The organism is Cohnella herbarum (assembly GCF_012849095.1).
Taxonomy (GTDB): domain Bacteria; phylum Bacillota; class Bacilli; order Paenibacillales; family Paenibacillaceae; genus Cohnella; species Cohnella herbarum.
In genome coordinates, this window is the sequence record NZ_CP051680.1 from 7,546,959 (window position 1) to 7,565,937 (window position 18,979).

The 18,979-nt window shown below is 52.5% G+C and carries 16 protein-coding genes and 1 pseudogene; 14 read left to right on the forward strand and 3 right to left on the reverse strand.

From position 1 onward, the window contains the following. The first annotated feature begins 148 nt into the window (after positions 1 to 148). From HH215_RS31685 to HH215_RS31695, 3 genes are all read left to right on the forward strand, one after another. On the forward strand, positions 149 to 1,774 hold the full coding sequence (locus tag HH215_RS31685; RefSeq protein ID WP_169283537.1) for a type 2 periplasmic-binding domain-containing protein: 1,626 nt from the start codon (positions 149 to 151) through the stop codon (positions 1,772 to 1,774). Positions 1,775 to 1,872: 98 nt separating this feature from the next. Further along, positions 1,873 to 3,954: a putative phage tail protein gene (locus tag HH215_RS31690; RefSeq protein WP_169283538.1), complete on the forward strand. Its 2,082-nt coding sequence runs from the start codon at positions 1,873 to 1,875 to the stop codon at positions 3,952 to 3,954. A gap of 150 nt (positions 3,955 to 4,104) precedes the next feature. After that, complete coding sequence (locus tag HH215_RS31695) at positions 4,105 to 5,241, forward strand: GNAT family N-acetyltransferase (RefSeq protein ID WP_169283539.1); 1,137 nt, start codon at positions 4,105 to 4,107, stop codon at positions 5,239 to 5,241. 60 nt (positions 5,242 to 5,301) lie between these two features. On the opposite strand, the gene HH215_RS31700 is transcribed toward HH215_RS31695, so the two are convergent. Continuing rightward, the gene (locus HH215_RS31700; protein WP_169283540.1) at positions 5,302 to 6,018 is read right to left on the reverse strand and encodes a FadR/GntR family transcriptional regulator; all 717 of its coding nucleotides are present in this window, start codon (positions 6,016 to 6,018) and stop codon (positions 5,302 to 5,304) included. Positions 6,019 to 6,137: 119 nt separating this feature from the next. Here HH215_RS31700 and HH215_RS31705 point away from each other — a divergent pair, with 119 nt between their 5' ends. From HH215_RS31705 to HH215_RS31755, 11 genes and pseudogenes are all read left to right on the forward strand, one after another. After that, complete coding sequence (locus tag HH215_RS31705; protein WP_169283541.1) at positions 6,138 to 7,553, forward strand: FAD-linked oxidase C-terminal domain-containing protein; 1,416 nt, start codon at positions 6,138 to 6,140, stop codon at positions 7,551 to 7,553. Continuing rightward, entirely contained in the window at positions 7,546 to 8,877 is a 1,332-nt protein-coding gene (locus HH215_RS31710; RefSeq protein ID WP_375140476.1) for a (Fe-S)-binding protein, read from the forward strand. The genes HH215_RS31705 and HH215_RS31710 overlap by 8 nt, the downstream gene beginning before the upstream one ends. A 104-nt stretch (positions 8,878 to 8,981) precedes the next feature. Next, complete coding sequence (locus HH215_RS31715) at positions 8,982 to 11,165, forward strand: Tex family protein (protein WP_169283542.1); 2,184 nt, start codon at positions 8,982 to 8,984, stop codon at positions 11,163 to 11,165. 195 nt (positions 11,166 to 11,360) lie between these two features. After that, a pseudogene (locus HH215_RS31720) lies at positions 11,361 to 12,685 on the forward strand (ABC transporter substrate-binding protein). Between the two features lie 84 nt (positions 12,686 to 12,769). Beyond that, positions 12,770 to 13,648, forward strand: coding sequence for a carbohydrate ABC transporter permease (locus HH215_RS31725; RefSeq protein WP_169283544.1), 879 nt, complete (start codon positions 12,770 to 12,772; stop codon positions 13,646 to 13,648). Further along, the gene (locus tag HH215_RS31730; RefSeq protein ID WP_169283545.1) at positions 13,648 to 14,493 is read left to right on the forward strand and encodes a carbohydrate ABC transporter permease; all 846 of its coding nucleotides are present in this window, start codon (positions 13,648 to 13,650) and stop codon (positions 14,491 to 14,493) included. The genes HH215_RS31725 and HH215_RS31730 overlap by 1 nt, the downstream gene beginning before the upstream one ends. Positions 14,494 to 14,580: 87 nt before the next feature. Continuing rightward, positions 14,581 to 15,528 carry an AraC family transcriptional regulator gene (locus HH215_RS31735; protein ID WP_169283546.1) on the forward strand — a complete coding sequence of 316 codons (948 nt, stop codon included), beginning with the start codon at positions 14,581 to 14,583 and terminating at the stop codon, positions 15,526 to 15,528. 41 nt (positions 15,529 to 15,569) lie between these two features. Beyond that, the gene (locus tag HH215_RS31740; protein WP_169283547.1) at positions 15,570 to 16,544 is read left to right on the forward strand and encodes a glycoside hydrolase family 99-like domain-containing protein; all 975 of its coding nucleotides are present in this window, start codon (positions 15,570 to 15,572) and stop codon (positions 16,542 to 16,544) included. Further along, positions 16,457 to 16,705, forward strand: coding sequence for a glycoside hydrolase family 99-like domain-containing protein (locus HH215_RS31745; RefSeq protein ID WP_254450291.1), 249 nt, complete (start codon positions 16,457 to 16,459; stop codon positions 16,703 to 16,705). Before HH215_RS31740 ends, HH215_RS31745 begins: the two co-directional genes overlap by 88 nt. Before the next feature lie 153 nt (positions 16,706 to 16,858). Further along, positions 16,859 to 17,341 carry an RrF2 family transcriptional regulator gene (locus tag HH215_RS31750; RefSeq protein ID WP_169283549.1) on the forward strand — a complete coding sequence of 161 codons (483 nt, stop codon included), beginning with the start codon at positions 16,859 to 16,861 and terminating at the stop codon, positions 17,339 to 17,341. Between the two features lie 275 nt (positions 17,342 to 17,616). Continuing rightward, on the forward strand, positions 17,617 to 18,267 hold the full coding sequence (locus tag HH215_RS31755; protein ID WP_169283550.1) for a nitroreductase family protein: 651 nt from the start codon (positions 17,617 to 17,619) through the stop codon (positions 18,265 to 18,267). 100 nt (positions 18,268 to 18,367) lie between these two features. Here the strand turns inward: HH215_RS31755 and cmpA are convergent, their stop codons facing one another. Together cmpA and HH215_RS31765 are read right to left on the reverse strand one after the other, a co-directional pair. Beyond that, the gene (gene cmpA / locus HH215_RS31760) at positions 18,368 to 18,508 is read right to left on the reverse strand and encodes a cortex morphogenetic protein CmpA (protein WP_169283551.1); all 141 of its coding nucleotides are present in this window, start codon (positions 18,506 to 18,508) and stop codon (positions 18,368 to 18,370) included. 84 nt (positions 18,509 to 18,592) lie between these two features. Then, a complete protein-coding gene (locus tag HH215_RS31765; RefSeq protein WP_169283552.1) occupies positions 18,593 to 18,949 on the reverse strand; it encodes a hydrolase/acyltransferase in 357 nt (118 codons plus the stop codon). Positions 18,950 to 18,979: the final 30 nt, after the last annotated feature.

Genomic DNA, 18,979 nt, shown 5'->3' on the forward strand with positions numbered 1-18,979 from the left:
GAGAGAGGAATAGGACGTTGACTAAATAAGGGGGGTATGCGCTTGGCCGCTGTGACTCAGCTTCGGCCGGATACCGTAGAGAATAATTGCCGCAACATGAAGGACGCAAGAAATAGACTCATCCAATCCCTTGTAGGAGGTAACATCGATGAAAAGAAACAGCACTCTGCTCGTTTGTTTGATGGTTCTAACTCTTATCGTCTCGGCATGCGGTAACAACAATGGTAACGAGGCGTCTCCATCGGCCAGCTCCCCCGCGCCGGGTACGGCTTCCGGCGAAGCTTCCGGGACTCCGGCTCAAGAAACGATCAAGCTGAATTGGTTCGTGACAGCCGCGGCGGAATCCCAGCTTCCGAAAGGGGATGCGGATTTCGTGAAGAAGGCGATCGCCGAGAAGTTCAACGTCGATCTGACCATCGACTACATGCCTCTGGGGACGGATTTCCAGAATAAGCTGAATTCCTTGATCGCATCCGGCGATATTCCAGACGTTTTCTTCGTGGACGGCATTACTTCCAACCAATATATCAAAGACGGCGTCGTTCGCGAGATGACCGGATTGGTGACTCCGGCCAAGATGCCGAACTATTTCAAGTATTGGGTCAAAGAAGAAGATTTGCCTAAGTATCAAGTACAAGGCAAATTCGCCCGCGCGCCGGTTCCTTACGAGAAAAACTATTTCCGTTCTTATTACATTCGTACGGACTGGCTAGAGAAGGTCGGTCTTGAAATTCCGAAATCGTACGACGAGATGGTAGAAGTCATGAAAGCTTTCACGTTTAACGATCCGGACGGCAACGGCAAGAACGATACGTTCGGCTTCACCGCTTACGGCAACGGAACGAACATGTCGATGGAATTTCCTACTTACGTGAAGAACGGTCTTATCGGCGACTTCGTAATCGAAGGCGACCAGTTCATCGATACCCGTACGGATCTCCGCATGCAACAGACGCTTACGGACACGAGAGCATTGTTGGACTTGAAGGTTGTCGATCCCGACTGGCTTCTGAACAAGAACGGACAACAGCTCGAGAAAGCGGAGCAAGGCAAAGCGGGCATCGTTCTCGGCTTCGGCAAAAACCTGGCATTCGACAACAACCCTGTCGGCTTGCAGGCGAAGACGAAGGAAATTACCGGCAATGCCAACGCCAATTGGGCGGCATTCGATCCGTTCGCGACGACGGGAGTATTCATTGAGCCCGTGCCTAGCAATCCGTTCGTGCTCAGTTCCAAATCGTCGGATGCGGAAATCGAGCGTTCCCTTCAAGTGCTCGACTGGCTCGCCAGCGAAGAAGGTTTCCTGATGGCGCACTACGGCCGCGAAGGAACGGAGTTCACCCGTACCGGCAACCAAATCACGTTGAACCAAGACGCGATCAAACAAAACGTAACCGATCAAGGCAACTTCCTCGGCGTCTATCAATGGTTTACTCCGATTTCCGGTCCGGAAGCGTTCGGAGTCGAGGTTCTGGATCCGAACGTGACCGACAGAGACAGGGAAATCGTCAACACGATGAACGGCTATAAAATTCTACCGTCCGTAGGCACGAGTCTTGTCATTAAAGAAGGCATGGATCTGGGCGCTCTGAGAAAACGGATGAACGAGCTTCAAGTTAAAATTTTGTACGACGAGAAGGATGCTTCGAACTGGCCGAAGTACCGCGAAGAGATTATGACCAAATACGGCGGTCAAATTATTTTCGATTACTACGCGGAGCAAGTCGCCGCATCCCAAGGTAAAGCGATTACGTTCAAATCGGCAAATCAATAAGGCAACAATCGAACGATGAAAGGAGCGGAGAGTCGGATCATCGACTCTCCGCTCTATCGCATTGGGCAGACCATTCGCGTCGGTTAGGGGAGACGAAGATGAACGATCAGGCAGACAGCGCAGTACGTTGCGTTCGGAACGTGGACGCGCTTAAGAATCTTCCGCCGGAAATCAGGCAGCCGGGAACTACCGTATGGGTAAAGGGTTATTACGAGGAAGGCGATCCGGGCGGCAAGTTCGTTCGTTTCGTATCGGACAGCAAAGCTGCCGATAATGGGGGAACCGTGCATGCGCCCGCGGATGGCGGCGCGGGACGATGGTTGACGATCCATGACGGCGTTGGCCGTTACCGTTATTTCGGCATATTCGGAACGGATCGCCAAGCGGACGATGCGCTCGACGCCATGGCGAACGATGAAACGATATATAAAATCGAAGCGGACTCGGATCTGAATTTCGCCCGCAGGCACCGAATGAATAGAAGTCGCCTGGTCATGGAGTTTAACGGCTTTACGGTCCGCACGGACGGGATCGAGGACGCGCCCGAGAACGATCCGTTCGCGGCGGTGTTGTTCTTTCAAGGTTTATTGACCGGGTTGACGCAGAGCCTGGTCTTAACGGAGCCTCTGGCCGAAATGTCGGAATTGTTCGAGGTATCGGATTCCTCCGCCTTCGCCGTCGGCGAATGGTGGATCGTTCAATCGAATGCGTTATCGGGCGGCGCCGAACGGGAGCTGGAGAAGCTTATAAGGGTAACCGAGATCGTAGACGCGACGCATGTCCGATTTAATTATAAGAACGGTTGGGAGCTTGCTCCGGGCAGAACCGTTACTTATAAAAAGGCGATTCCGGTCGAGCAGGTATCGGTACGGAATATGCGATTCATCGGCGCGGGCAGCACGGATAAGACGGGTTCGCATCCGCTTGCGTACGAGTTCGCCGTGGAGTGCGACGCCGTAGGCATCAACGCATACGGTACGTTCTGGCCCGTCGTCATGCGGCGTTACTGCACGCACTACGTGACCGAGCGCTGCAATCTGACGAATCCGGTGGAAGTCGTGATCGGCGGCACCGGTTATCTTACCCAGCAAATCTATTGCCTTTACGGCCACGTTCGGGATTGCCAGACGAGCAACGGCAGGCATCTGAACGATTTTACGGGATCCGCTTATTGTTACGTGGACAACTGCCATTGCGATGGCGACGATCTTGGGGCGTTCGTCACGCACGGCCAATACGAGCACGACTTGACTTACGTCGGCAATTCCGGGCTCATGTCCTTCGCCAATAGCGGTCCGACCTGGGGTGAGAGCGCGAAGAGAATCACGGTGAAGAAACACGTGGCCTCTTGGTTTCTCGCTTTCCGCAAAGTGACCGATCTCACGCTGGAGGACGTGCACGTGTTCGTCCGGAAAGGCGTGGAAAACTCGGCGAATACGGGTTCCTTCTGGCTTAATCCGGACGGCGTGCAGATGAAGAACTGCACGGCAGAGGCAATGGTGAAATTCATGCAGGTTTCGGCCCGGTCGGAGCGACCGAACGTGATCGAGAATAGCTCGTTCGCGCTTACGCAAGGGCGTCGCTTATCCCACGAGAACGTGGAAGCCGAGCTGTCGTTCCGCAATTGCAGGTTCGCCGGGATCGACGGCAATCGATTTGCCGGAACCGGAAAGCTATCGTTCAGGGATTGCTTGCTCGAGGGCGCGAGTGCCGAAGCTAGCGCTCTTCGCGTGGAAGGGTCGGCGTTCAGCTTCCACGGGGGAACGATGACGAATACCGGAGTCGTCTTGACCGGAGCGGGAGATCGCCAAGTCGAGATCGGCACGGGAGCGGCCGTTAGCGGCACGAATGCCGGCAAGGCTTTCTTCGAGCGCGAAGAACCCGGAACGGGCTCAACCGATTGGCGGTTTTTCAATTGCGTTAGCCGGGCCGCCGATGCGGAAACTTCCCACTATCGCATCGAGGCCGGACGAAATACGTATTTGTCCACCGGTTCCCGGTTCGAAGGCGGTCGGTTCGCGGTTGCGGACGGAGCCTTCGAAGACGGGGGCCATATGCTGCACGCAACGAACGTGGAGAAAGGCGTGGACCGGAGCGGGCTGCCGGGCGAGAACGATTCGATCCGGCACGGGAGCAATAATCTGATCATTAACGAGAAGAAGGTGACTCACGAAGATTAGAGTTACGGTTGCTATTGCTGCTTCGGGCAAGCCGGTCTCCATGAATTATTAATCCTTGTACGCTGCGGTTTTTTTCGATAAATTAAACAGGAATGAGAATGACGCGAAGCTGGAAACAATCGAGAACATCTAGGGAGAGGGTTGATTAAAATGGCGGAAATCCGGTTCGTGGAGGAGAAGGAGATAGGGAGCGCGGCAGCTCTTGCCGATCTCGTGTTTCGCGACGAAGAGCAAACTTCGATGGGGGTTGCATTTCCCTTCATATTCTCCGGCAATTTCGGGAGTTCCGTCGGCGCATTCGAAGACGGAAAACTCGCGGCGTTCATGGGGCTCGTCCCAAGCGAGCTTCAGATCGGCAAAGCGGTACTGCCGTTGTTCTCCATGGGCGCCGTCTGCACGCATCCGGATTACAGGGGGCGCGGCTACGCCGGCGATATGCTAAAGCTGGCATTCGAACATATCGCTGCGTCCGGTGCTTCGCTCTTGTACGTGTCCGGGGATCGGAGCTTGTATCGGCGTCATGGGTGTCATCGCTTCGGGTCGGTTAGGAACTACTCGATTAAGCCTGGGCAATTCATGGAAACCGAGCAAGCCGGTTCAGCGAGCTACAGGAAATTTCGGGAGAGCGACCGGTTTCGCCTGCAGGCTCTGGCCGACGATGCGTTCGCGCGATATCGCCGGGGACTATACGAAACGGCTCTGCTTATTCGTTCCGAATCCCTAGCGAGCATTTCTAAGTTAAGGAACGAGACCTATGTCGCGGAATCGGAAGGGAGCATCGCGGCTTACGCTGTCGTAGCCATGCCGGCGGAACATCCTACGCAGTCGTCGCCTTTCGTCGTCGAATGGGGCGGCGATGCGGTTAAGGCGGCTCAACTCCTTAGTTTCATCCAAGAGTCGCGCGGACTATCCGAGCTTCGGGTGGCGGTTCCGTTCCATGATTCGGACATGCAAGAGGCGCTTCAACGGGTTCCCTATACGGAAGGGACGAACACCGGCACGGTTAAGATCATCGATCCGAAACGGTTGCTAACGCAGCTCGCTCCATACCTGAAGGAGAAGAACAATGAGGTTGCTCCCAGGATAACTCTGGATAACGTGAAAGGGGAGGAAGGGGCGGCGGAACTAAGGATCGACGACAATTCGATTAGGCTTACGTCCGAGGAGCTGGTCTCGGTCCTGTTCGACCTTGATCCCGACGTTGCGGCAATCGCCCAGTATCGGGAGATGCTCGGTAAGCTATTCCCGATTCCCCTCCCTTATGCCGCCGGTTTAAACTTCGTTTAACCGACCGCACGCACGCACGACTAGAGTAGCCCCGCTTTGCATGCAGCATGCAAAGCGGGGCTATTCTCCCGTTCCTTGCGGCGCTTTAACGTAGAGGACCTTCTCTACTTTCACCAGATGCCGCATCATTCTTTCCCCTGCCAGCTCCTCGTTCTTCGCTTCGATGGCACCGTAAATTTCCTTATGCTCCTGCAACAGCTTCTCCGCGGAAGAACGTTCTGCGAAAAACCACAGCCGACGAGACTCCTTCATGCTTTCCTGCATCCGTTCGGTCAGCGATTCCATCATGGAGATCAAGAGCGAATTGTGGGAGGCGTTCGCGACGAGCAGATGGAACCGGAAATCCGCTTGTTCGCTTTCCCCTTCGTTATCGAGAGCGGCTTCCATTTCGTCAAGGATTGTTTTCAACTCCGCGAGATCTTCGTCGTTTCTTCTTTTCGCCGCAAGCGTAGCGCAACCGATCTCGATGAACTTGCGCACTTCCAGCACTTCCTGCAATAGCTCGGTATTGTATGCAGTAGGTTCGATGCCGTCTTCACCGGGCGTCTGAAGACTGACGTAAGTGCCTCCGCCGTGGCGGATCGTTACCCACCCCATCGCTTTCAAGGCGCTCAATGCTTCGCGGATCGTGGAACGCCCGACTTCGAAGCTTGCGGCAAGTTCGACTACGGTCGGTAATTTGGATCCTGGAGGATAGAGATTCGATTGAATCTGCTCTCTGATTTGCTGCAAGACGATTTCGGAGCCTCTTTGCGTCTTGATTTTCTGGAATGCCACGGCGCTACCTCCATAAAAAAACATATACATCTATTCAATCATACGTTAAGCTATAAGAAAAGTCATCAGATCACATGATCAATTAACCAGAAAATGATAATCGAGGAGGAGCTCATCTCATGTTGGACAGAGCGATTGTCGCGGAGCTTCGGGAAGCGGTAGGAGAACGTTATTACAAAGAGGATCAGGAATCGTTAGTCACGCATTCTTATGACGGCACGCCTATGTTGCAATCATTGCCGGACGGAGTCATCTATCCCGGTAATACGGCGGAAGTCTCGGCGGTTATGACGATCTTGAATAAGCACCGCATTCCCTTGGTAAGCCGGGGATCGGGGACGAATCTATGCGGAGGAACGGTACCCGTGCAAGGGGGCGTCGTGATGGTCATGCACCGGATGAACGACATCTTGGAAGTCGATTTGCAGAATCTCACTGCAACGGTTCAACCGGGAATCATCACGAAACGATTCATTGAACATATCGAAGGGTTGGGGCTGTTCTATCCGCCGGATCCGAGCAGCATGTCCATCTCCACGATCGGAGGCAACATCGCGGAATGCTCGGGAGGGTTGCGCGGTTTGAAATACGGGACGACCAAGGATTACGTGCTCGGGCTGGAATGCGTGCTTGCGTCCGGGGAGATCATTCGTACCGGCGGGAAGCTGATGAAGGACGTCGCCGGTTACGATCTTACGAAGCTGCTGATCGGTTCCGAAGGCACGCTCGCTATCGTCACGGAGGCGACGTTAAAGCTGATTCCTCCGCCCAAGCACAAGAAGACGATGCTGGCCATGTTTACGGATTTATACGGAGCGGCTCGTACCGTTTCCCGTATTATCGAGAACCGGATCATTCCCGCCACGCTGGAATTCATGGATAATCCGACGATTCGGGTCGTGGACGATTACGCGAAGCTCGGATTGCCCTTGAACATGGCGGCGATCCTGCTGATCGAACAGGATGGCGACTTCGAGACGGTGGAACGCGACATCGAGTTGATTTCCGAGATCTGCCACGCTGAGAAGGCGGATCAGATCAGCATCGCGAGCAATCAAGAGGAGGCGTTAAAGCTTCTGACCGCAAGGCGCAGCGCGTTCACGGCGCTGGCCAGACTCCGTCCGACGACGATTCTGGAGGATGCGACCGTGCCGCGCTCGAAGATCGCCGACATGGTGCTGGAGATTAATCGGATCGCGCAGAAATATAACGTGCAGATTTGTACTTTCGGGCATGCGGGGGACGGCAATCTGCATCCGACGGCTACGACCGACGCAAGGGATCATGAAGAGATCCACAGGGTCGAGGAAGCGTTCGCCGAAATTTTCGAAGCGGCGATTCAGCTTGGTGGAACCATTACCGGAGAGCATGGAGTGGGTTTGGTTAAAGCGCCGTTCTTGGAATGGAAGGTAGGCAGCGCGGGCATCGCCATTATGAAGAACATCAAGCAAGCCTTCGATCCTCTCAATCTGCTCAACCCGGGGAAAATGTTCGCCAAGGAAACAAGACGCAGGGTGGTGTTGAACCGTGGCTAAATCGACTGCCGAAGCGCTGCGGCAAACGTTGAAGATCAAGCTGGACTATGACCAATTGACGAACTGCATGCGCTGCGGCTTCTGTTTGCCGGCTTGTCCTACGTTCAAGGAAACGGGACTGGAGGCGGAATCCCCGCGCGGACGGATCGCGCTGATGAAGGCGACGGTTGACGGCGTCATGGAGCCTAACGACCAGTTCGAAGACCAAATGAACCATTGTTTGGGCTGCAGAGCCTGCGAGCCGGCTTGTCCGGCGGACGTGAAATACGGCCAATTGATCGAGCAGGCAAGGGATGCGATCGAAGCGCATACCGTACGGCACCGCGGATGGGTAAAGGTCGTTCGCAAGCTCGTGTTCAAGCAACTGTTCCCGCATCAGAACCGGATGGGGCTCCTCGGGAAAGGACTGCGGATTTATCAGAAGACGGGACTCCAAACGGCGGTCAGGAAAACCGGAGCTGTCGGACTGTTCTCCAAGCAGTTGGCGGATCTTGAACGGACATTGCCCAAAGTATCGGGCAAGGGCGTCATTCAGCAGTTAGGCACGCGAATTCCCGCCAAAGGGGAGAAACTCGCTACGGTCGGCATGTTCAGGGGATGCCTGATGGATTCCATGTTCACCGAAACGAACAACAAAACGGTGCGCTTGCTGTCGGAGGCGGGATTCGAAGTCATCATTCCCGAATCGCAAAATTGTTGCGGCGCTCTCCACGCCCATAGCGGGGAAACACACGATGCCAAACAGCTCGCCAAGAGCAATATACGCGCTTTCCAAGAAGCTGGCGTCGATTATATCATCTCCAACGCCGGAGGCTGCGGAGCGATTCTTATCGAATACGACCATCTGTTGCACGACGAGCCGGATTGGCGGGAGCAATCCGAATGGTTCGCGAAGCGAGTGAAGGATATCAGCACGATTCTCGTTGAGAAGGGAAGATTGCCGCAACCCTCGCAACCGCAATCGAACGACCGCGTTCGCGTCACGTACCAAGACTCCTGCCATTTGCGCAACGTCATGAAAGGCGGGAATTCTCCGAGGAAGCTGCTGGCCGCTCTGCCGGACGTGGAGCTCGTGGAGATGAAGGATGCCGGTTCCTGTTGCGGTTCGGCCGGAATATACAACGTGACGCAACCGGAAATGGCCAATCAGATTCTCGAACACAAGATGGAAAACGCCAATGCCACGAAAGCTCACTATATCGTAACGAGCAACCCGGGCTGCTTGATGCAGATGAAGCTCGGCATCGACAAGCATGCGGACAACGATCGGGTCCAAGCCGTTCATATCGTCGATTTTCTATTCGATCGAATGGTGAAAAGCTGAAGTTCGGAAGGTAGCATGTCTAGCGAATAAAGAAGAAAACTTGCGTATGACCGCCTTGAAATTCATAATGGTAAGATGCAAATAGTAGCGGGAGGCACTTATCGATGAGTATTGGCATTGAGGCGGGAACGCAAGCTGCGCAAGAGAGAATGATTAAGCAAATCGCAGGCGAATTGGGCATCGGGTTAGGTCAAGTCAGAACCGTAGCGGCCTTGTTGGATGACGGAAATACGATTCCGTTTATCGCGCGATACCGGAAAGAGATGACGGGCGAGCTCGACGAGGTGCAGCTTCGCGCCATAGATGATCGCCGCACGTACCTTAAAGGGCTTGAAGATCGCAAAGGAGAAGTCATCCGGCTCATCGAGGAGCAGGGCAAGCTGACTCCGGAGCTTCAAGCGGCTATCGTGAAGGCGACTAAGCTGCAAGAAGTCGAAGACCTATACCGTCCTTACCGCCAGAAAAGAAAAACGCGCGCAAGCGTCGCCAAGGAGCGTGGCCTTGAACCGTTGGCGTTGTGGTTACTTTCTCAGCCGCGACAGGGGGATTTGCTTGGCGAAGCGGGTAAATACGTGGATCCGGACAAGGGGGTCAACTCCGCGGAGGAAGCCGTTCAAGGCGCGTCCGATATCGTGGCCGAAGGGATCGCGGACGATGCGGATATTCGCCGCTGGGTTCGTAGGTTCACTTGGGATCAGGGAGTTCTGATCAGCAAAGCCAAAGACTCCGAAGCGGAAACCGTATACGAAATGTATTACAAATATTCCGAGCCGGTGAAGCGCCTGCCGCCTCATCGCGTGTTGGCGATGAATCGCGGGGAACGCGAGGATGTGCTCGGAATATCGATCGACGTTCCGACGGATCGTATCGTTGAGGAGTTGAATCGTAGAACGCTAAGAGGACCATCTATTGCTCGCGACACATTAGCCGCAGCGGCGGAAGATGCTTATAAACGGCTAATTTCTCCTTCCATAGAGCGCGAGCTTAGGAACGAATTGACCGAGAAGGCGGAGGAGCACGCGATCGGCATATTTTCAGAGAACCTGCGGAATCTGTTGTTGCAGCCTCCGGTCAAAGGGCGTGTGGTGCTCGGCGTCGATCCGGCTTATCGGACGGGCTGCAAGCTGGCCGTCGTGGACGATACGGGCAAGCTGATGGAAGTCGCGGTCACGTACCCGACGCCGCCGCACAACAAGAAAGCGGAGGCGGAAGTCGTATTCCGCCGCTTGATCAACCAGTACGGCGTGCAACTGATCGTCATCGGCAACGGAACGGGTTCGCGCGAGACGGAGCAATTCGTCGTCGGAATCATCCATGCGATGCCGGAACGCAGCCTGCAATATTTGATCGTGAACGAAGCGGGCGCGAGCGTCTATTCCGCATCCAAGCTGGCCGCCGAAGAATTCCCCGATTTGGACGTCTCTGAGCGCAGCGCGGTATCTATCGCCCGCCGCTTGCAGGATCCGCTGGCCGAGCTCGTCAAGATCGAACCGAAAGCGATCGGCGTTGGGCAATACCAGCATGACGTCACGCAGAAGAGATTGGACGAGAGCTTGTCGGGCGTCGTGGAATCGGCGGTTAACCATGTCGGCGTAGACGTGAATACGGCGTCTCCGTCGTTATTATCCTACGTCTCCGGCATTAACGCGACGATGGCCCGCAATATCGTGAAGCTCCGCGAGGAGAAAGGGAAGTTCGTCGAACGCTCGCAGATTCAGAAGGTACCGCGTCTCGGAGCCAAAACTTACGAGCAATGCGCGGGATTTCTACGCATATCCGACGGGAAGAATCCGCTGGACCGCACTCCGATTCATCCGGAATCTTACGACGTCGTCGGCAAGCTGTTCAAGGATCTGGGCGTGAAGTTAACCGACATCGGCACGGATGCGCTTAAAGACAAGCTGAAGGAGATTCAACTGGACGAAGTATCGGCTAGGCTTGCCGTAGGCATTCCGACGCTTCGCGATATCGTCGACAGCTTGCAGCGCCCGGGACGTGATCCCCGCGACGAGCTGCCGCCTCCGATTTTCCATACGGACGTATTGGATATCGAGGATTTGAAGCCTGGCATGGAGCTTAAGGGGACGGTCCGCAACGTCGTCGATTTCGGCGCTTTCGTCGATATCGGCATCAAGAACGACGGTCTTGTTCACATTTCCCAGATCAGCAATAAATTCGTCAAGCATCCTACCGAAGTCGTCGCGGTCGGCGATACGGTTACGGTATGGGTGTTAGGTTCGGATCTGAAGAAGGGCCGCGTCAGCTTAACGATGCGCCAACCCGTGTAATAAAGAAACCCGAAGCCGGTAGTAAGCCGAGCCTTCGGGTTTTTGCGTATGCGCCTTCGAATGCGTGAAAACGCCCCCTGGAAAGTCGTTTTCGCCAAATACTATATTTATGTAAGCGCTTATAATCAGATTGTAACGATCACGATAGGGGGATAAAATATGAAAAAGCTTTTGACAACGTTACTTATGATAGGCATGGTTACGGCGCTGGCGCTCACCGGTTGCGGGAGTAACGATTCCGGTAATTCGTCGCCATCGCCGAAGGCATCTTCGAGTGACGGCTCGGGTAGCGAGAGCCCGGATGCGAGCGCCGCAAGCAACGAGGGCAAGGACTTCACGATAAGGATTTCCGGTTGGTTCCTCATTGACGGCGAAGGGACGACCGATGCCTTCAAGAAGGTCGTGGAGGAGAAGTTCGCGGCCAAATATCCTAAAGGCAAAATCCAATGGGATAATCTTACCGGGGAGAAATACTTCGATAAATTGAAAGCCGAACTGGCATCCTCTTCCGCGGCAGATATTATTTACAGCCAGCAAGTGCCCAGCCTAGGCAAGGCGGGTTACCTGATGGATTTATCGAACGAGCCGTGGGTGAACGACATGGTCGACGCAACGAAGATCGTCGAAGCATACGACGGCAAAATCTACGGAGCCGCGACAACGATTCAATCGTTCGGATTTTATTACAACAAGAAGATTTTCGCAGACCTGGGCATAGCCCTCCGACTAACTTTAATGAACTTCTTGCGGCGGGGGAAAAGCTGAACGCAGCCAAGATCACTCCGATCACGGTCGGCTTCAAGGATCAATGGACGCTTGATTACTTCTTCGGAGGTTATGCTCAAACCGCGCAAGCTTTAACCAGTCCGACGTTCGAAGCGGACGTATTCAAGGGTACCCAGCAATTGATAGGCCCGGAAACGAAGAGCGCGTTGGACAAATTCACGCAGTTGGCGCAGAAGAACATGTTTAACAAGAGCGCGCTAAGCATCGACTGGCCGCAAACCCAGATCGAATTCGCTTCGGGCAAAGCCGCGATGATCTATCAAGGGCCTTGGATGGCTCAGGTCGCTCAAGATACGTTCGCGAACAAAGGGTTTGATCCTTTCGAGGTGGGCTTCTTCCCGATAAGCGACGAGAATGGCAAGGTCGTCATGGGCGTCGGACCGGATCACAGCGTATCCATCAACGCTCAGACGGAGTATCCGCAGGAAGCCAAAGATTTGCTGGCTATTATCCTGAGTCCCGAAGCGGTCGTTGCGGATTTGGGCGAAGGAGGGATGTCCGGCATGAAGAGCGCTACTATCGAAGCCAAGCTACCCGCTACCAAAGAATTGCTTGAAGTGCTGAAGAACAATCCGACAACCTACCAGTGGGGCACTTATTACCCTCCTTCCGTAAAAACAGGTTTGCTCAATTACGTGACAAAGGTGATTGGCGGGGGCAAGGGCAGCGACGCAGAGTTGGATGAAGTGCAGAAAAATTACGAGAAAGACAAAAATCTAATTATCCTGCCTTAATTGATATTCCAAATCCGGGAAGCGAGACGATGAGGCGAGGTTCTCCTCATCGTCTGGTTTTTTCCAGAAGCAAGGTGAACGAATATGCATCCAACGCGCAAGAGGCTGGTATACGGAGTCACCTTTACTTTACCGGCGCTGATCATCTTTTTGCTGTTTACCTTTTATCCGTTCGTTAGCAGCTTGTATTACTCCTTCACGCAGTGGGACATCATTAACAAACCGAAATTTATCGGTCTCGACAACTATCGCAATTTACTCGAGGATCGGTTGTTTATTCGTTCGGCGTTAAACACCGTAACCATCGCTCTATTCGTAGTGATCGTACAGAACCCTCTCTCTTTGTTATTGGGGTTAGTCCTTAATAAACCGTTCAAATCCAGCTATTTCTTAAGAACGGCGTTCTATCTCCCGCTAGTCGTCTCGCTTGTCGTCGTGTCGGTTACCTGGTCGAATCTCCTTCAGTATGACGGGGTATTCAACGAACTTCTTCTCAGGCTCGGGGCGGAGAAATACATTCAGGATTGGCTGGGTACGACTTCGTCGGCGCTGACCTCGATCATTCTGATCCAGCTATGGTATGGAACGGGATACGGGGCAGTCATTTATTTAGCGGGATTGCAGTCGATTCCCCAGGAAGTCTATGAATCCGCGCAGCTCGACGGAGCTCAGGGATGGAAGAAATTCAGGTTCGTTACGTTCCCGTTATTGATGCCGTCGTTTACGATTTGCACGTTTCTCGGAATGGTCGGCGCTCTTAAGTTTTTCGAGATGCCTTACATCATGACGAACGGAGGGCCCGGCGATGCTACATCTACCTTAGCGCTCGTGATCTATAACTATGCGTTCAAGAACAATACTTTCGGTTATGCGACGGCTGCCGGAATTCTATTCATGATCGCGATTTCCGTGGTGACGGCGTTGCAGCTCAAATTAACGAGAAGCAAGGAGGTTGAATATTAATGCGCTCCTCTTCCGTTAGCAGCCTCCGAGATAAAATATTCGATCGAATGCTCGAAGCGTTCATGGTCGTTCTATCATTACTTGTTCTCTACCCGTGCTACTACATTTTCGAAGCAAGCATTAAGCTTCCGAAGGAGTTCTACGAGCCGCTTAAATTCCCAAGCCGAATTTATTGGGGGAATTTCGAGAACGTGTTCGCCAAAGTGCAGGTTGGGCGGGCATTGTTAAATACGCTGCTCATCTGCGGCGGAACGCTGGCCTTGCTCATTATCGTCGCATCGATGGCGGGGTATACGATTTCCCGCAACAAGCATAAGCTATTCCAATTTCTGTTCGTTTTATTTCTGGCGGGAATGATCATTCCCTTCCAGACGAGCATGGTGCCTATCTATAAATTGGCGCAATCGCTTCACTTGATGAATACGAGAACGCTTCTGATCCTGCTGTACACGGCGGGAACGATTCCTTTTGCAACGATGATCTACGTAGGTTTCACCAAAGGAATTCCCAGAGAGCTCGAGGAAGCGGCCAGCATCGATGGCTACGGTCCTTTGCGGATGTATTGGCTGATTATATTCCCGTTGCTTCTACCGGCCACCGGTACGCTGATCGTCACGACCGTTTTCGGATTCTGGAACGATTTCATAGGTCCGCTTCTGTACTTGACGGATAAGAGCAAGTTAACGCTGATTACGCAAATCTTTCAATTCAAGGCTGAGAGATCCAGCGATTGGGGCGGGATTTTCGCGTTATGTTCGCTGGCGACGTTGCCGCTCATTCTGTTATTCGTTATCACGCAGAAGTATATGATCAAAGGTTTGACGGCCGGAGCGATTAAGGGCTGATCGCGATTAACCTGCCATTGAACTCCCTCTGTGCTATTCTGAAATCATTGCGACAAACAATGAAGAAGAAGCCGGAGGAATAAACCGATGGGTGAACATATGATCAAGAAAATCGACTTTATGAATTTAGCGCCTTACGTAAGATATATACACGAACACATTCCGGAAAACGAGCCGCAGAGCAGATTGTACCGCCTCCCTCCGAGGGCTATTTACGATTACGAGATCATTTACGTCACCAAAGGCGGCTGTCTCTACAATATCCAGGGAGTAGAGTACTTGCTCAGACCCGGCGATATTCATTTCATGAGGCCGCATGTGCTGCATCATTGTTATGATCCGGACGGGAATACGTTTCATTATTATGCCGTGCATTTCGACCTTGCCTATATGGGGGAGCCTTTCGATTTCGATCCCGTCGTCTATACGGACGTGGATTATCCGAATTTGGATCATGTTCCCGTAGACGAGAAGCTTGTGGACAGGCCGGTATTCGAGTTGGCCGAAATCGATTTTCCGTATGTTATCCACTCGCCGGAATACCATGTCTATTTGCCCTTATTCCGCGAGATGCTGAACGTTTTCCAGACTAAGCCGTACGGATATCATTTGATTATGCGTTCTCTTATGCTGCGTATCCTCCATCAGATGGTCAAGGATATGTCGACGGACGAAGGCGTCAAGAAGAGCCATCCTCAAGGGGAAAAAGCGATCGAGGCGATTCACTACATGTATAAACATCTTCATGAGGATATCAATATCAACGACATTGCCCAATCGTTGTTTCTATCTCCGAATTATTTCCGTACGCTGTTTAAGCAAGCGACGGGGAAGTCGCCGCTGGAGTACTTGACGATGCTGCGATTGGAGAAAGCGAAAACCCTGATGGCGGAAGGCAAATATACGATTAATGAAATTTCCAGTCTGGTCGGTTATCAAGACCGGCATCATTTCAGTAAAGTATTTAAGAAAGTCGAAGGCTTATCGCCCAAAAATTATTTGAATTCGCTTCCGCATCTCTCGGAAGACGAGTAACGAAGCCAGCCAGGCAACGTAACATCAAGGAGGAACCTACTTTGTCTAACCCTTATGAAGTCGCCGTTTATTATTTTCCCAATTATCATATCGATCCCCGCAACGAAGAGTGGCACGGAGAAGGGTGGACGGAGTGGAATCTGGTTCAAGCCGCGACGCCGCGGTTTCCCGGTCACCAACAACCGAAAGTCCCTCTGTGGGGCTATTTGGATGAATCGGACCCTCTCGTATCGGAGAAGCAAATCGCGGCTGCCGCTGATCACGGAGTGACATCGTTTATCTACGATTGGTATTGGTACGACGGCAAACCGTTCCTGCAAAGGGCGCTTGAATCGGGCTTTATGCAAGCCTCGAACAACGACAGGCTGAAATTCTCGCTCATGTGGGCGAACCACGATTGGGTCAACATTTTTCCGCTGAAACGTTCGACGGACGTTACCTTGTTGACTAAAGGGCCTACGCCAAGAGAGTCGTTCGACAAAGCGACGGAATACATCATTCATAACTATTTCAATCACCCATCATACTGGCGCGTCGATGGCAAATTATACTTTTCGTTATATGAGCTTGGTAGCTTGATTAAGGGTTTAGGAGGCGTAGAGCAGACGAGGGATGCGCTGGAGGCATTCCGAATCCGGGTGAGAGAAGCGGGCTTAGGGGAGCTTAATCTTAACGCGGTCGTCTGGGGCATTCAAATCCTTCCGACGGAAACGAAGGTTCACGACCCTAAGCGTATGGTGGAAGCTCTTGGCTTCGATTCCGTGACCTCGTACGTCTGGATTCATCATACCCCGCTTGAGGGTATCCCACTGTCTCCTACCCGGAATACGCCCGTAAATCGATCGATTACTGGGACGTTCTTCAAGGGGAGCACAGCTTGCCTTATTATCCGAACGTCTCGGTGGGTTGGGATTCAACGCCTCGGACGGTGCAATCGGACACGCATGCGAATATCGGTTATCCGTTTACTCCCGTTCTTGTGGACAATACGCCGGAGCAATTCAAGGAAGCATTGATCGCGGTGAGGGATTATTTGGACCGGGGGCAGTTGAGCACCCCCATAGTTACCGTGAATTCATGGAACGAGTGGACGGAAGGCAGTTATCTCGAGCCGGATACGGTTAACGGGCTGGGTTATTTAGAAGCGATCAAAGAAGTGTTCGGAATTCGGAAATAGCAAGCGGTCGGATGCAGGTCCTGAGCCAAGGTTCAGGGCCTTTTCAAGGCATTATTCGGGAATTCCAGGAGGCTCTAAATTCAACCCGTTCACATTTCCCCCTTGATCAAGCGCGTATCTTTCGATACAATTCAAGCAACTGGAGGCGATAAAATGAAGCCGGAAAAGTGTGTCGGGTCCCATCATCCGAAATGGTTTGGATTAGCGCTGCAAGCGCTTGTCATTTTATCGAAAGATAATATCCAAACTTGCCCAAGCGCGGAATTAGCCGTTTATTTGCAATCCGAAGCGACGTTGCTTAGACGAATTCTAGCTACTCTGGTAAGAGGCGGAATTCTGGAAACTCGCGAAGGACGGGATGGCGGATACCGGTTGAAAAGAGATCCCGATTCGATTACGCTGGCGGAAGTATACACCGTTCTTCAAGTGAGCGATCCTTTGTGTCTCGGAATTAAGGAAACGACGGGCACGCATACGTTCGGTATGGAGATGAAGACGATTTTCAGCGAGATTACGACCGAAATGGATCGTTCCTTGCTCGAAGTGCTTGGTCGTTATACGGTCGGACAAATCTCGGACCGCGCTCAAAACTTAACGGGAAGTTCGCTTGCCGAGATCGGAAATATTAGCAGTTGACTTTTGATTTTGTCGGATCTATACTGTGCAATATAAGTAACAGTTAAACGACTTTTTTATTTGCAGGATACTGTGCCAACTTTTGAATAGTTGACTGTGCTGAAATTAACACAGAATAATGCGGGAATTCTATTCATGAGCTTAGTTCATGGAGAAGCGTATTGGTAAGCGATTCGAACCGGACAGACTGGTATTCGCCTCACGCATGCATGTTAACATTTTGTTAACTGTGTATATTTTTACTCAGTTTTATCATTCGAATGGAGGAATCATTTATGACAACGACAACCGAAGTACAAAGCCCGACATTTTCCGAAGTGGTCCATGGACGTCGTTCGGTAAGGAGTTACGATCCGTCTTTCAAGATTTCCAAAGAAGACATGACGGAATTGCTCGCGGAAGCGGTACGCGCTCCTTCCTCTTCCAACGTCCAGCCTTGGCGTTTTCTCGTCATCGACTCTCAGCCGTTGAAAGAAAAGCTGCTCCCGATCGCGAATAACCAGCAACAGATCGTAGAAGCATCCGCGGTCATTGCGGTGCTTGGGGATCTGGAAGGTTACAAGCTTATCGAAACGACTTTTAATCGCGCCTATGAAGCGGGCTACATGCCCGAAGCGACGAAGGATGCGTTTATCGCCAACTCGACGAAAATGTACTCCTCGCTGCCGCCGGAAGTCGCGCGCAGAATCATTTATACGGACGGCGGCCTTGTCTCGATGCAGCTGATGCTGTCGGCCAAAGCAAGAGGCTACGATACGGTACCGATGGGCGGCTATAACGCGGAGAAATTCGTCGAGGCGTTCGGGATCGGCGAGCGGTACATTCCGATCATGCTGATCGCGGTCGGTAAAGCCGCCAAAGAAGGGCATCCTTCCGTGCGGCTAACGGTTGACGAAGTGGCCAGATGGAATGAATTCACTCTGTAACAAAACCAAAAAGGATCTTCTATCCCACCGGCTCGGCGGGGAGAAGATCCTTTTTTTTCTGATTCGGAATTTATAAGCTTGCAGGCCGGCGTACGAATTATCAAGGGTTCATCCCAACATTATCCTTGGATCTATCGGGTTTGGCGCGGTAGTAGAACCAACAATCGTTCAACAGACGAATTTGCCGGCGGTCTTTTTTCTGAAAAGCGGACATTAATTGGTTGCAGAGCCACTGAGGCATCGAAATCGTCCTCCTCCCATCACATGCTGTATGAATAGCATATGGGGCTAGGCGGATGACCGTGCAGGTCCGATGACGCAACGATTACAACATTTCCTCATCTTCGTACCACTGTTCTAATTGAGCTTGCAACGCGCGTATTTCCGTCAATAACGAGACAAGCGGATAAGAACCCTCCCGGATCGACGCGAAGGTTTGCTCGAGTTCATTGACGTATTGCAAGCCGCCGATCGGACAACGTTTCTCGTCGAGTAAATCCAACGCGCGGAATTCGGCGATCGCTTTAGGCAGCTTCGGCACGTTGTCGGCGGTTAATTTGGTCAATTCTTTATGAAGGCGTAGATTCAATGCGCTTAATTGGTAAGCATGGGAAGCGGGCATCTCCACGAACTGGAGCTCTCCATCTTCTTGCTGCAATAGAACGTATGACATTTCAGGCATATGACGCGGTCTCCCCTCAACCATTTCTAC

Bases quoted from the DNA above. Each gene is read 5' to 3' on its own strand.
- HH215_RS31695 (WP_169283539.1), top strand. From the start codon at position 4,105: ATGGCGGAAATCCGGTTCGTGGAGGAGAAGGAGATAGGGAGCGCGGCA.
- HH215_RS31715 (WP_169283542.1), top strand. From the start codon at position 8,982: ATGAGTATTGGCATTGAGGCGGGAACGCAAGCTGCGCAAGAGAGAATG.
- HH215_RS31735 (WP_169283546.1), top strand. From the start codon at position 14,581: ATGGGTGAACATATGATCAAGAAAATCGACTTTATGAATTTAGCGCCT.
- HH215_RS31705 (WP_169283541.1), top strand. From the start codon at position 6,138: ATGTTGGACAGAGCGATTGTCGCGGAGCTTCGGGAAGCGGTAGGAGAA.
- HH215_RS31750 (WP_169283549.1), top strand. From the start codon at position 16,859: ATGAAGCCGGAAAAGTGTGTCGGGTCCCATCATCCGAAATGGTTTGGA.
- HH215_RS31765 (WP_169283552.1), bottom strand. From the start codon at position 18,949: ATGCCTGAAATGTCATACGTTCTATTGCAGCAAGAAGATGGAGAGCTC.
- HH215_RS31725 (WP_169283544.1), top strand. From the start codon at position 12,770: ATGCATCCAACGCGCAAGAGGCTGGTATACGGAGTCACCTTTACTTTA.
- HH215_RS31690 (WP_169283538.1), top strand. From the start codon at position 1,873: ATGAACGATCAGGCAGACAGCGCAGTACGTTGCGTTCGGAACGTGGAC.
- cmpA (WP_169283551.1), bottom strand. From the start codon at position 18,508: ATGCCTCAGTGGCTCTGCAACCAATTAATGTCCGCTTTTCAGAAAAAA.
- HH215_RS31685 (WP_169283537.1), top strand. From the start codon at position 149: ATGAAAAGAAACAGCACTCTGCTCGTTTGTTTGATGGTTCTAACTCTT.
- HH215_RS31730 (WP_169283545.1), top strand. From the start codon at position 13,648: ATGCGCTCCTCTTCCGTTAGCAGCCTCCGAGATAAAATATTCGATCGA.
- HH215_RS31755 (WP_169283550.1), top strand. From the start codon at position 17,617: ATGACAACGACAACCGAAGTACAAAGCCCGACATTTTCCGAAGTGGTC.